This is a genomic window from Streptosporangium sp. NPDC004631, from assembly GCF_053601935.1.
In genome coordinates, this window is record NZ_JBSGCR010000008.1 from 135306 (window position 1) to 147626 (window position 12321).

Genomic DNA, 12321 nt, shown 5'->3' on the forward strand with positions numbered 1-12321 from the left:
GGTCGTCTGTGGAGTGCGGGACTAGCCTGGACATATCTTGCGATAGGGGATCTCTCCCATGAAGGTGGTCCACTCCGCCGGTGAGAGCGTACGGCCCGCCCGCTCACAGACCGCCCTCGCGACCAGCTCCGGATCGACCGGATGTTCCGCCAGCGTGCCGGCCGAGTCGACGGTGACCAGCCGGGAGCCGTCGGCGGTGAACGCCAGCGACCGCAACGTCCCGGTGCCCACCGGGATCGGCCTGCCGAGACGGCGCCCGGTCGCGATGTCCCACAGAGCCACCGCCCCGCCGCCGTCCCCACGCCCGCCCCCACCGTCATCCCCGCCCCCGCGCCCGTCGGCGGCGGCGACCACGTCGCCGCGCGGCGAGTAGGCCAGCCGGGCCCCGGCACCCGCACCGCCTCTGATCGGGGTGCCCACCCGTTTCCCCGTGGCGGTCTCCCACACCGAGATCCGCCCCGCCCGGTCGGCGACGGCGAAACCGGCGCCGTTCCCGCCGAACTCCAGCGCGGTCACCGGGCCGTCGACGGCCGGTGGGCCGTACGGGAGGCCGAAGGGTCTGCCGGTCGCCGCGTCCAGCAGCCGCTGTTCGCCTCCGATAAGCGCGAGGGCCCGGCCGTCCGGGGTGAAGCGGAGCGCGCCGGGACGGCCGCCCGCGTGGGACCAGCGCCGCCGGCCGTCGGGCACCTCCCAGGCGTACACCTCCCCCGCCCTCCCTCCGAGCCCCTCGGCGGGGTCCGCGTACACCACCCGGGAGGCCACCGCGGTGCCGTCGGCGTTCAGCGCCACGGCGGACATCCGGCCGTCCCCGGCGGGCCTGATCACCGCGATCCGCTCGGAGGTGGAGGTGTCCCAGATCTCCAGACCGGCGGCCGGGTCGCCACCGACGGCCGCCAGACGTCTCCCGTCCCCGCTGAAGGCCATCCCGAAGGAAGAGCCGCCGACACCGGCGCCGAGGGTCAGGGTCGCGACCGGCTCACGGCGCCGGACGTCCCAGATCCGGATCCGGTCCGACCGCTCATCCCTGACGGCGAGCAGCCGCCCGCCCGGGCTGAGCTCCGCCCAGGCCGCACCGGCCCCTCTGAGCACGTCGGGCCTGGTCAGGTCGGCGATGTCGAGGGCGGTCACCGACCCCTCGGTGAGATAACGCAGGGTGTGCCCGTCCGGGTCGAAGGCGACGGTGGGTTCGAACGCGTCGATCCGCTGGGTGAGCAGGAGTTCGCCGTCCTCAACTCGCCAGAGCCTGACGCTCGTCCGGGCCGCGGCGGCCAGGAAACGGCCGTCCTGGCTGAAGCGCAGCACGCCTCCGTTGCCCCGGGAGAGCACGCGCCCCAGGTCGGCGCCGGTGACCGCGTCGTACAGCCGGACGGTGTCCTCGCCGCCCACCGCGGCGATGGCGCCATCCGGGCTGTAGGCCACGCGTGCCGCGCAGCCGGCGCACCGGTCTCCGAGACGGGTGCCGCGCAGGCCTTCCAGGGTCCAGGCCGCCGCGCCCCCGCCCGGATCACCGACCACGAGGCGACGCCCGTCGGCCGTGACGTCGAAGGTGGCGGCGGAGGTCCCGTCGAAGGCGACGGAGGAGACGGAGGAGCCTGCGGAGGCGGGCGCGGGGGCGAAGGACGTGGAGGAGGTGGCAGGGGAGAGCGCGGCGGAGGCGTTCATGCCCGCGACCGGCGGGAACCGCCTGTCGCCGGTCGTAAGGTTCCAGACCGTGAGCCTCCTCCCCTCCGTCACCAGAAGCCGGTCCTCGGCCTGGCCGAAGAGGGCACGGGGCTCGCCACCGCCGTCCCGCACCGCGAGGGCCGCGCCGGTCGGCCTGCCCTTCGCCACGTCCCAGACCTTCAGCTCCCGTCCGGCGATCACGGCGAGCAGCCTGCCGCCGGGACTCAGCGCGACCCACCGCGGGTCGTCGCCGATACCCCGGAAACCGCCGATGCGCCTGCCGGTCCGCACATCCCAGATCCGCGCCTCGTCCCGCCCGGCGCTGACGAGCGTACGCCCGTCCCGGCTGAGTGCCCGGAACGTCCGTGACGCGGTGACCGGATCGTGGAAGGTGGACGTCTCCCGCTGGGCCAGCGAACCGGTCAGGCTCGCCCTGGCCTCGGTCACCGGGGCCAGCCGCCAGGCGGCGACGCTGAGCAGCATGGCCCTGACCGGGTCGGCGACCCGTAACTCGTCGGCCGTCACGGCGAGCCGCCTGGCCTCCGCCCGGTCACGCTGGAGTGCGACGGCCGCGCCGCCCGCGCCGGCCCGCCTGCCCTGCTGTACGGCGGGCGCCCCGGCGGCGAACACGACCACCAGCAGCCCGGCCAGGGTCACCGAGAGTGCCCGGCCCCGGCGGGCGCGGCGCCGGGCAAGGGCGGCGGACGCCTCCAGGAAGTCGCGCTCGGCCCGGTCGAGAGTGAGGTCACGGCGTCCAACCGCCGCCCAGCGGACGGCGCTCTCCAGCGTGCCGCCCCGGAACAGGTCGCCGTCCCTGCGCCCCCGGGCCCGCCAGTGCCGGGCGGCGGCGCGAATGCCGCGGTGGGCGGTCAGGCCGTCCAGGTTCGCCCGGACCCACACGCGCAACCGGGGCCACGCCTGGGGCAGCGCGGGCCGAGACAGCCAGACCTCGTGGTCGTCGTGGTCGACCAGGTGGGCGAAGACCTGGAGCACCCGCCTGACGGCGGCCGCCTCGGCCTCCGGTCGCCCGTCGAGGAGTTCGGCCCACCGCGCCCGCCGTACGGTCAACTCGCCGTCGTCGGTCACGGTGACCAGACGGAGGAGGATCTCGGGGAGGAACTCCCGCTCGGCCAGGCCGAGCGTGGCGTGGGCCCGTTCGGCGAGGGTGCCGAGCGCGGGATCCTGGGAGACGGAGCGGATCCGGGCCCCCGCGGCACCGCCGGCGGCGAGCAGCCGCGGGGTGTCGAGCCCGTCGCCCTCGCCGGCGAGGGCGAGCAGCAGGTCCCCGGCCGCCGGCCTGGCCCGGGGATCCATGGCGAGCGAGGCGGCGACGAGCGGGCGGAGCCGTTCCGGCAGCATGTCCAGCTGGGGCTGGACGGACGGTACCCCACCGGGGCCTTCGGCGCGGAACGGGTCCGTCCCCGTGGTGGCGAAGAGCACGACGCCACCCCAGGCGAACACGTCGGCGGCCGTGCCCGCGTACTCGCCCGTGAAGATCTCGGGAGCCGTGTAGGCGATCTCAGGGGCCGAGTCGCCGGGGGCGGCCCGCCCCGGGCCGGTCGCGGCCGACGGCGTGCCCGGCGCGCGGGCGACTCCGAAGCCGATCACTCGGAGGCCGTCCGGGCCGAGCAGTACGGTGCCTGGCCGCAGGTCGTGGTGGACGGCTCCGGCGTGGTGGATCGCGGTCAGCGCCGTGGCGACGGCGGTCGCCAGGTGGCGCAGGTCGCCTCCGGTGAAGCGGCGCCCGTCGACGACGGCCCCGCGCAGGCTGGGACCGGCGACGTATTCGGAGACGATGTACGGCCTCGGCCCGTCGAGACCGGCGTCCAGGACGGCCGCCGTACAGAACGGGGCGACTCGCCGGACCGCGGCGGCCTCGCGCCGGAACCGGTCGCGCAGTTCGGGGTCGGCGTCCGCGTCGCCGTGGAGCACCTTGACCGCGACCCGCCCGCCCTCGGCGTCGTAGGCCTCGTAGACCACGCCCCGGCGGCTCGCGCCCAGCCGCCCCGCCAGCCAGTAGCCGCCCAGGCGCCGCGGGTCCCCGTCGATCAGCCCGGCGCTCATCTCCCGCCTCCGTTCCGGCTTGTTGGACACACCGCTTGACACCATAGTTCGGCCGATGTCACACACTCAGGAGATGTCTGGTCCTCCTTACGTGAACGGTGATGAAGATCTCGCGGCCGAGTTCGACGCCATCCGGCCACGGCCGGGCGACCTGCCTCCTGGCCGGCGTGGCCAAGCGCCGCGGCTCCGCCGACCGTCTCGCGCCGACCACGGTCACCGGCCGGGGTCGCTGCGGTTCAACCGCGGAGAGCTCACCGGAGTCATCGGGCTGTCCGTGGCCGACGGCCGGATCACCGAGATCGACATCGTGATAAACCCGGAGAAACCAAGGAGCGTTCGATGGAACCGCGAATGAACATAATGGGGCTCGCCCCCGGGGCGTACGAGGCGCTGGCCGGCCTGGAGAAGTTCCTGCACCGCAGCGCGCTGCCACGGACCACGCTGGAGCTGGTGAAGCTGCGGGTCAGCCAGATCAACGGCTGTGGCTTCTGCGTGGACATGCACAGCCACGACGCCAAGAAGGCCGGGGAGAGCGACGAGCGGCTGTTCTCGGTGGCCGCCTGGCGCGAGGCGCCGTACTACACCGACGCCGAGCGTGCGGCGCTGGCGCTGGCCGAGGAGGCCACCCGGCTCAGCGACCGGGCGGAGGCGGTGCCGGACCACGTGTGGGAGGAGGCCGCCAGGCACTACGAGCCGGAACTGCTGGCCACACTGGTGGTGGCGATCGCGGCGATCAACGCCTGGAACCGGATCGGCGTCACTACACGTCTGGTGGCCGGTTCAATGCGTAATCAAACTGGTTGATTCCGGCCGCACGGCCGAGTTAGGTTGGCTTGCACGGGCATCCGTGCAAGCTGGCCTTCCACACCCTCCACCGGCCGGGCGCCGGTTGAACCCCGAGCGAGTGAGTACCGAGCGAGTGAGTTCAGTGAGTTCAAGGAGAGGAGGCAGACCATGCGACGTACCAGAGTCGCCCGTTCGCAGAGCCGGCACCGTCGCGGCCGCGCTTCCGGCCTGGACCTGCGCACTCCGTCCGGCCGACGACTTCCCTACTGATTCCCCGCCGATGACCGGATCTTTACGACAGTCTTACGCGGCGATCTGTACATATCTCATGTAACGGAATTATCACGCCGGGGGGCTCATCATGAGGAGACTTGCAGTCGTGCCGTCGCACGTCGCACGGCTCAAGATCAGGGATATCCGTTCCATCCGTTCCGTGACCCGTCGCAGAACCTTCGGCGACGCCAAGGTGATCGACCTGCGCGCCTACACGGGCGGGAACGTTCTACGGTTCCCGCACCCGGCTGGCCCCACCCCCGCCGCCTGACACCCCGACGGGAGACCCGCTGAGGTGGGTCTCTCACCGTGTCCGGGGGCTGGTTGAATGGCCCCCATGACCGAGACGCCGGTAACAGGACCGGACGAACTGTCCGCGACGGATCGCACGCGGCATCGCCGTCTCCGCGAGAAGGGCCGGACCGACAGAGCCGCGCTGCACGAGGTGCTGAGCGCCGGGTTCGTCTGCCACCTCGGCGTTCTGACCGGCGGGGTGCCGATGGTGGTGCCCACGGTCTACGGCTTCGACACCGACCACATCTACGTCCACGGCTCAGCCGCCAGCCGGAGCCTCACCCCGCCGGACACGGTCTGCGTGACGGTCACCCACGTGGACGGCCTCGTCCTGGCCAGATCGGTGTTCGAACACGGGGTCAACTACCGCTCGGCCATGGTGTACGGCGTGCCCCGGAGCCTGCAGGGCGACGAGAAACTCACCGCGCTCCGCATCCTGACCGAGCACGCCGCCCCCGGCCAGTGGGACTACGCCAGAAAACCCAGCCGCAAGGAACTCGCCGCCACGACCATCCTGGCGATCTCCCTCGCGGAGGCGTCCGTCAAGGTCAGCTCCGGCCCACCCGACGACGGAGACAGCCCGGACGCGGCACTGGGCCTCTGGGCGGGCGTGCTCCCCCTCGCCACCACCTGGCTGCCCCCCATCCCCGACCCACTGCTTCCCGAGGGAATCACCCCTCCCACCCACATCACCGTCCGCGCGGGAAAACAGCTGTCCTGATCACCGGAAATTCGGCACCTCGGTTCACCGACCCTGATCTACTGACTCTTTGGCTTTCCTTGCGGCCCGGTCCGGTGATTGACATCAGGCCGGCAGCGCAGATGGTGAGAGGACGTGCCGGCGAATGGTTCGGGATGCCGCCGCCAACCTCGCTTACAGCGTCTCCTTACGCAGGCGTGCCCACAACGCACTGAGAACGTCCGGGTCACCGGATCGTGTCACCAACGGGGAATCCTCGGGATGGCGACCCCACAGATAAAGCCACAGATCCTCGACCGGCCCCTCGATACGGGCATCAGTGGTGCCGCCTGCGGGCATGGGCTCCAAGTGGCCCGGCCGAAGTGTGAATGACCAGTCCAATCCATTGCAGGCGAATGTCGCAGTCCGCCCTACAGGGCCTGTATGGCGTGGCTCATCGATATAGTCGAAGGTCAGAAAGCCGAGGATTTCGTCCACCCCGTCAACGGCCAGGCGGCTGTCCACTGCGGAGGTCTTCCCGACGGCCAACTCGGCGTCGTAGCGGTGCAGCGCCGTCTCGTGGGCCATACGCCGATACCAGAACCCCACGCTCTGGTCGGGCGGGAACCAGGTGTACGACGGCTGAGCCGGCCCTCGGGCGGCCAGCTCGCCAAGCAGCGCGTCGCGGAGCGGCACGAACCAGGCCGCCAGATCATCATCGGAGGCCGGGGATGGCGTCTGCTCGTCGCCCCCGGGTTCGCGGCCAAGCGTCATGCACAGCATCTTGTGCTCATACACCTCGCCAACATGTCGCACGATATCCGCCGCCACCCACCCCGGGCACGACGGAACGGGCAGCCTCCAGCCACGACTCGCGACCGTGAGAAGCCGATCGCTGTCGGTCCGAATCAGTTCCAAGAAACGAGAGGACTCCATCGCGACATCATCGCACCAGAGCCGCGGAACGATCCGAGGACGCCTGAAAGGTGTCGGTCCAGTAGGGCATGGTTACCTTGAGTGGTGAGGGTGTTCCCATTCAGTGGAAAGGGACTGCGGGGCGAGGTGCGGAACCACGAGACTCAGCTGAACGGGCAGTGGGGAACCTTCATAGAAGTTCAGGAAAACAGCAAGGCCCGAGGCCCTGTCGGTCAGGGGGCCGCCTTCGCGTCGTGGCCGGGATGACCGACGGTCTCAGTGAGGAACTCCTCGAAGGTCCTGTGCCCTTCGCGACGCTCGGGGGTGAGGTGCACTCCCCGCCGGAAGGCGGCGAACACCCTGCCCGGGAGGGAAACCGGCAGCACCGCCCGGCGCCTGCCCGTGGCCTTCAGATAGGTCCGTGCCAGTTCCGCCGCATTCAGAATCTCCGGGCCGCCCATGTCGGGCACCCGACCGGCCGGGCTCCCCAGCGCCAGCTCGACCAGCCGCCCGGCGACCTCCCCCGCGTCGATCGGCTGGAAGGCGGTTCCGGCCGGCACCGGCAGAATCGGCAGCCCGGCCAAGGCACGCAGCGCGAGCAGCGCCAGGTCGTGAAACTGGGTGGCACGCAGGATGGTGTACGGCAGGCCCGACCGCTCGACCACGCTCTCGGCCTGGAACTTGGCCCGGTAGTAGGAGTAGGGATGACGGTCGACGCCCACGATGGAGATGAAGACCAGGTGCGCTCCCCGGGGCGCGGCGGCGACCAGTCGCCGGGCGCCCTCGACGTCCGAGGCGGCCCTGCGAGGGTCACTGGCCAGGTGAAGGACCGTCTGGACCCCGTCGAGCGCCGCCTGGAGTCCCGCGCCGGTGCTCAGGTCACCGAGGTACGGCCCGCGCGTGCGGCTCAGCACCCGGACGGGGTGACCTGCTCCGGCGAGCCGGTCCACAACACGACGGCCAAGGGTGCCTGTACCGCCGGTGACCAGGATGTTCTCTGTCATGCACCTATGAACCGGCGAGTCCTCGAAAATGTGACAACTTCTCTGGATTCAGGATCGTACGCAGCCCGGCGACCCGTCCGTCCGCGACCTCCACCACGAAGACGGTGACCAGGTCGCCCCCGCGCCAGGCGAGAATCCCGTCCTGCCCGTTGACCTCGGCATAGGCCAGCTCCGCCCCGGCCCTGTACCTGCCCGCGATCCCGGCCACGTAGCGGACGACCTTGGCCCGGCCCACAACCGGCCGCAGCGCCGCGGTGACCCTGCCCCCTCCGTCCGCCCAGGCCGTCACGTCGGCGGCGAGCACCTGTTCCAGCCCGGCCAGGTCACCACTCCGCGCGGCCGTCAGGAACAGCTCCACGATCCTCCGCCGCCGCTCGCCCGGAGGGTCGAACCTGCGGGGTTCACCGACCCGCCTTCGAGCCCGGAGCAGGAGCTGACGGCAGTTGGCCTCGGACAGGTCGAGCACCTCGGCGATCTCGCGGTAGCCGTACGAGAACGCCTCTCGCAACACGAACACCGCTCGCTCGGCCGGCGTGAGCCGTTCCATCAGGACCAGGAAGGCCATGGACACCGAATCACGCTGCTCGGCGGTCTCCATCGGACCGAGCGCACCGGACGCCACGGGCTCGGGAAGCCAGAAGCCGACATAGCGCTCACGGGTGGCACGAGCCGAGGTCAACCGGTTGAGACAGAGGTTGGTGACCACCTTGGCCAGCCATGCCCCAAGCGATCCGATGTGCTGCCTTTCGGCCCCGTGCCAGCGCAGGTAGGCGTCCTGGACGACATCCTCGGCCTCGGCCGCCGAGCCGAGCATCCGGTAGGCCAGGCTGAACATTCTCCGCCGCTGAGACTCGAAATCCTCGATCACCCACCCAGTCTGACGTTCTGTCAGCTGTTCGGGGAGAACAGGTCGACGGCGTTGCCGTCCGGGTCGTGGACAACGGCGTAACGCTGCCCCCAGAAGGCGTCCCAGGGTTTCTTGGCCCCTTGGTATCCCAGCGAGACCAGCTCGTCATAGGCGGCGTCGACCTCGGCAGGGGCGCCGAACCGGAAGGCCAGGGAGACCCGGTGCCCGCCGCCGGGCGGCCGCCAGTCCGGATCGAACGAGTGGATGGTCTCCACCGTGTCCCAGGCCAGGCGCAGCCCGCCGGGCAGCACCACCTCGACGTGCGGCTCTCCGTCCGCCTCCGGCGGCGGTTTCAGGCCCAGCCTGCGGTAGAACGCCAGTGATCGGGCCATGTCCTCGACGATGAGACCGATGACATCAAGTTGAGCTTCCATATCGGCTTTCCTTCCGACCGGCGAAAACGGGGTGCCGTGGCGGATCCGGGCCGGACCGGCGCCCACCCCCGACACCGCGAGGTGGGCACGGCCGGCGAAGACGTCGGTCCCCGGATCGTGTCCACACGGATCAACCTAATCGGACGGGCCGACCGTGGTCTTGCAGGAATCGGACACGCCGGGAACCGTGCCGCCGGACGTGCTCACCCCTCAGCCGATCCGTTCTCCCGGCTCGGCTGAGAGCCGACCGCCGTTCAGGAATCGCCGCCCGCGCGGAGAGCGGCGATCAGCCACTCGAAGACGGGGACGGCCGAAGGGAACGGAGGACGGCCGTTGATGACGCCCAGCAGTTGCCAGTAGCGCTCCACCCGGACGTCGGTGAACGTCTCGATCTGCTCGACCAGCCGCTCACGTTCCGCCGCCGAGGTGCCGGGGGCCACGACGCGGTCCAGGACGGCCCGGCCCTCGGCCGAGTCGGGGGCGATCCCCTCCTCCAGTGCCCGTCCGACATGCTCCAGGACGGAGGTGTGGTCCAGGTCGGACTCGGGCCGGTCGGTCTCCCCTCCGGCGACCACCATCTGCCGTACCCGTCGCTGGAAGTCCTCGTCGGCGACGAGTTCGGCCAGTTCCATCCAGGCGTCCACCTGTTCCGGAGCCGGGTCGTCGGGCAGGTCGGCGTTCACCCGCCGCATGTTGTCCGCTATGCCGAGCGCGGGTGCGCCGGGGGCGACCCCGGCGAAGGCCCGGTCGACGAAGTCATCGATGATCTGCTGCCGCTCCTGGGCGGACAGCCTGGCCAGTCTGTGCATCAGCAGTGCCTCCTCGATCGTGCTGCCGCGCTTGGCCACCGTGCTGAGCACGGCGCGGCGCAGCCGCAGGGTACGGATCTCCGCGTCCAGCGCCGAGACATGCGTCTCGGCCACCTGGGCGACGGTGGTGTTCCGGCACAGCACCTCCCGGACGATGTCGAGACCCAATCCGAGCTCACGGAGAGTCCGGACAAGGTCAAGACGAGCCACCGCCTCCGCGTCGTAGAGGCGGTAACCGCCACTCGACCGACCGGCGGGCGGGACCACGCCGATGTCGGACCAGAAGCGGATCGTCCGCACCGGCAGGCCGGTACGGCGAGCAAGCTGCCCGATGGTGAAGAACTCCGTGCCTTCGCTCACGACGACCACTGTGCATGCTCCACCCACTGGAGACTCAAGCCACGCGGACGGCAGCCCTCCGAGACGACCACCCGGTCCGTCCGCCACCATGTCGCCCCCTCGCTCCGGCCCCGCCAGGGCACCCGAAAGGCCGTCCGCACCGGGGGCGCCTATCGCACCAGGCCGTGGAGGAGGGCGGTCCACATGGCGTCCGCCTCGCCGGGCGGCCACCGGTCGGTCTCCTTGATCGACAGCGTTCCCCGTACGCGCTGGGTCCTGCGGATGAACCTCATGCCGCCCACCTCGCACAACTCGAAGAAGGCCGGGCCGCAGTCACAGGTCCAGGTGACCAGCCGGACCCGTTCCTTGCCCCGCGGATCTTTTGGAGCGTTCCACAGCAGCGCCTCGCAGTGCGACCGCGCGGACAGCACGTGCGGATCCCGGCAGCGTGGCGGGTACTCCCACTGGATCATCACCTCACCCCCGGCACCTGGAACCAGACCGCGCGTCCGGCCGGAATCTCCTGCCAACCCCAGGCCGACGAGAGCTCCTGGACCAGCCAGAGCCCGCGCCCGCCGCCTCCGGCGCCGTCCGGCTCCGCGCGGAGCCGGGGCCGTCGGTCGGCCGATCCGGCGTCGATCACCGTGATGTGGAGCATCCCGTCGCAGTCGGCCACCGCGACCGTCACCCGGCCGCCGGGCCGGCCCGAACACGAATGGCGCACCGCGTTGGTGACGAGCTCGGTGACCAGCAGCAGCGCGTCGTCGTGGTGCGCGTGACCGGCGGCGGCCAGCAGGTCACGGACGTAGTGCCGGGCTCTGGGGACGGAGGCGACCTCCCCGGGAAGGACGACCTGCCCCAGCAGCCCCAGCGCCTTCACGCAGCCACCGTCTTCGCGATCCACTCGAAGGCGCCCCGAACCCGATCCTGAAACCGCCGGTCGCGCTGCCGGACCCGGGAAGAGGCCGGAGTACGGTCCCGCTGGGCCGTTCTGCCCCTGCGCGGCTCCGGCGGGAGGAAGATCTCCAGACTCGGCCGCCGACCGGGAGGAAACCTGACCACGGAGTCGAACCCCAGATCGTTCAACTCCCACGCCAACTCAACCAGGTGGGCATCCCACCATCGAAGATCACGCACCTTCATCTGATCGCCTGCCCTTCGTGGATCTCGCAGCCGTGTGGCGCTTCCCTTGGCCGTCAACTTCTACGGATAGTGATCGGCCATACGCATAGAGCATGCATCGACTGCCACAAGTGCGCCACCTGAAAGGCAAAATTGCTTCCCAGAAAGCTTCGGCACTCTACGTCAGGAAACCGCTACTGTTGGCCACGGTTCAAGGGAGGGTGAACATGAGGCAAACGGGAAGTCCCACGGTACGTAGGCGTCGACTGGCCTCTGAGCTTCGTCACCTGCGCGAACGCGCTCAGCTAACCCTGGAGGAGGTCGGAGAGCAGCTCGGCTGGTCCGCCACCAAGCTCTCGCGGATCGAGACGTCGCGGGTAGGTGTCGTTCCCAAGGATGTCGGACGCCTCCTTGATCTCTACAAGGTAGATGGTTCCAGGCAGGAGGAGCTGCTCAGACTCACACGGGACGCCCGCAAGAAGGGCTGGTGGCAGGCGTACAGCGATCTCTCCAGCGAATATGCCGCCTACATCGGTCTCGAAGCCGAGGCCATCTCGATGCGTAGCTTCGCGCCCTTGATCCTTCCCGGTCTCCTCCAGACCGAGGACTACGCTCGTGCCATCATCCGTGCGGGCTTGGTTCTCTCACCCCCCGGTGAGGTTGCAAGCCGTCTCGAAGTCCGCATGGCCAGGCAGGAACTACTCACTCGGAAAGACCCTCTTCGTCTCTGGACGATCATTGACGAAGCCGGCGTCCGCCGTGCCGTTGGCGGGCCTGCTGTGATGCGATCCCAGTTCAAGCGACTTCTTGAAGTAACGGATTCGCCCAACGTAACCCTCCAAATCCTGCCGTTCGCCGCTGGGGCTCACTCGGGCACGAGCGGCGCGTTTGAAATCCTTCAGTTCCCCGAACGGTCAGACCCGGATGTGGTGTTTCTGGAGAACCTGACGGACAGTCTTTATGTGGAGAGCGATGCGGATGTCTACCGTTATACGGTGGCATTTGACCACCTCCGCGCCAAGGCGCTGGACCCAGATGACTCCCGGCGTCTCATCACAGAGGCAGCAGCTCAGCTTGGCTGACGGTTACGAAA

General features: G+C 70.2%; 12 protein-coding genes. 4 read left to right on the forward strand and 8 right to left on the reverse strand.

All coding sequences use genetic code 11. The annotated features are described in order from the left end of the window. Positions 1-21 precede the first annotated feature (21 nt). Complete coding sequence (locus ACWEF2_RS11190; protein WP_453814116.1) at positions 22-3756, reverse strand: protein kinase domain-containing protein; 3735 nt, start codon at positions 3754-3756, stop codon at positions 22-24. 309 nt (positions 3757-4065) lie between these two features. Between ACWEF2_RS11190 and ACWEF2_RS11195 the strand changes: the two genes are divergently transcribed. The 3 genes from ACWEF2_RS11195 to ACWEF2_RS11205 all read left to right on the forward strand — a co-directional run bounded on the left by ACWEF2_RS11195 (position 4066) and on the right by ACWEF2_RS11205 (position 5800). Beyond that, on the forward strand, positions 4066-4530 hold the full coding sequence (locus ACWEF2_RS11195; protein WP_453814118.1) for a carboxymuconolactone decarboxylase family protein: 465 nt from the start codon (positions 4066-4068) through the stop codon (positions 4528-4530). 343 nt (positions 4531-4873) lie between these two features. Continuing rightward, the gene (locus ACWEF2_RS11200; RefSeq protein WP_453814120.1) at positions 4874-5056 is read left to right on the forward strand and encodes a hypothetical protein; all 183 of its coding nucleotides are present in this window, start codon (positions 4874-4876) and stop codon (positions 5054-5056) included. A gap of 66 nt (positions 5057-5122) precedes the next feature. After that, positions 5123-5800, forward strand: a complete 678-nt coding sequence (locus tag ACWEF2_RS11205) for a pyridoxamine 5'-phosphate oxidase family protein (RefSeq protein WP_453814122.1) — start codon at positions 5123-5125, stop codon at positions 5798-5800. Positions 5801-5953: 153 nt separating this feature from the next. Here the strand turns inward: ACWEF2_RS11205 and ACWEF2_RS11210 are convergent, their stop codons facing one another. The 7 genes from ACWEF2_RS11210 to ACWEF2_RS11240 form a co-directional block, all read right to left on the reverse strand. Then, on the reverse strand, positions 5954-6694 hold the full coding sequence (locus ACWEF2_RS11210; RefSeq protein ID WP_453814124.1) for a maleylpyruvate isomerase family mycothiol-dependent enzyme: 741 nt from the start codon (positions 6692-6694) through the stop codon (positions 5954-5956). Between the two features lie 212 nt (positions 6695-6906). Next, a complete protein-coding gene (locus ACWEF2_RS11215; RefSeq protein WP_453814126.1) occupies positions 6907-7677 on the reverse strand; it encodes an SDR family oxidoreductase in 771 nt (256 codons plus the stop codon). A gap of 4 nt (positions 7678-7681) precedes the next feature. Then, positions 7682-8545 (reverse strand): RNA polymerase sigma-70 factor, encoded by an 864-nt coding sequence (locus ACWEF2_RS11220; RefSeq protein ID WP_453814128.1) that lies wholly within the window; start codon positions 8543-8545, stop codon positions 7682-7684. Between the two features lie 20 nt (positions 8546-8565). Continuing rightward, on the reverse strand, positions 8566-8958 hold the full coding sequence (locus ACWEF2_RS11225) for a VOC family protein (protein ID WP_453814130.1): 393 nt from the start codon (positions 8956-8958) through the stop codon (positions 8566-8568). 254 nt (positions 8959-9212) lie between these two features. Further along, complete coding sequence (locus ACWEF2_RS11230) at positions 9213-10127, reverse strand: helix-turn-helix domain-containing protein (RefSeq protein ID WP_453814132.1); 915 nt, start codon at positions 10125-10127, stop codon at positions 9213-9215. Positions 10128-10276: 149 nt separating this feature from the next. Beyond that, positions 10277-10579, reverse strand: coding sequence for a hypothetical protein (locus ACWEF2_RS11235; protein WP_453814134.1), 303 nt, complete (start codon positions 10577-10579; stop codon positions 10277-10279). After that, positions 10579-10986: an ATP-binding protein gene (locus ACWEF2_RS11240; RefSeq protein ID WP_453814136.1), complete on the reverse strand. Its 408-nt coding sequence runs from the start codon at positions 10984-10986 to the stop codon at positions 10579-10581. The genes ACWEF2_RS11235 and ACWEF2_RS11240 overlap by 1 nt, the downstream gene beginning before the upstream one ends. 469 nt (positions 10987-11455) lie before the next feature. On the opposite strand from ACWEF2_RS11240, the gene ACWEF2_RS11245 reads away from it, so the two are divergent. Continuing rightward, entirely contained in the window at positions 11456-12310 is an 855-nt protein-coding gene (locus ACWEF2_RS11245) for a helix-turn-helix domain-containing protein (RefSeq protein WP_453814138.1), read from the forward strand. Positions 12311-12321: the final 11 nt, after the last annotated feature.

Bases quoted from the DNA above. Each gene is read 5' to 3' on its own strand.
- ACWEF2_RS11205 (WP_453814122.1), top strand. From the start codon at position 5,123: ATGACCGAGACGCCGGTAACAGGACCGGACGAACTGTCCGCGACGGAT.
- ACWEF2_RS11215 (WP_453814126.1), bottom strand. From the start codon at position 7,677: ATGACAGAGAACATCCTGGTCACCGGCGGTACAGGCACCCTTGGCCGT.
- ACWEF2_RS11245 (WP_453814138.1), top strand. From the start codon at position 11,456: ATGAGGCAAACGGGAAGTCCCACGGTACGTAGGCGTCGACTGGCCTCT.
- ACWEF2_RS11200 (WP_453814120.1), top strand. From the start codon at position 4,874: ATGAGGAGACTTGCAGTCGTGCCGTCGCACGTCGCACGGCTCAAGATC.
- ACWEF2_RS11235 (WP_453814134.1), bottom strand. From the start codon at position 10,579: ATGATCCAGTGGGAGTACCCGCCACGCTGCCGGGATCCGCACGTGCTG.
- ACWEF2_RS11210 (WP_453814124.1), bottom strand. From the start codon at position 6,694: ATGGAGTCCTCTCGTTTCTTGGAACTGATTCGGACCGACAGCGATCGG.
- ACWEF2_RS11225 (WP_453814130.1), bottom strand. From the start codon at position 8,958: ATGGAAGCTCAACTTGATGTCATCGGTCTCATCGTCGAGGACATGGCC.
- ACWEF2_RS11195 (WP_453814118.1), top strand. From the start codon at position 4,066: ATGGAACCGCGAATGAACATAATGGGGCTCGCCCCCGGGGCGTACGAG.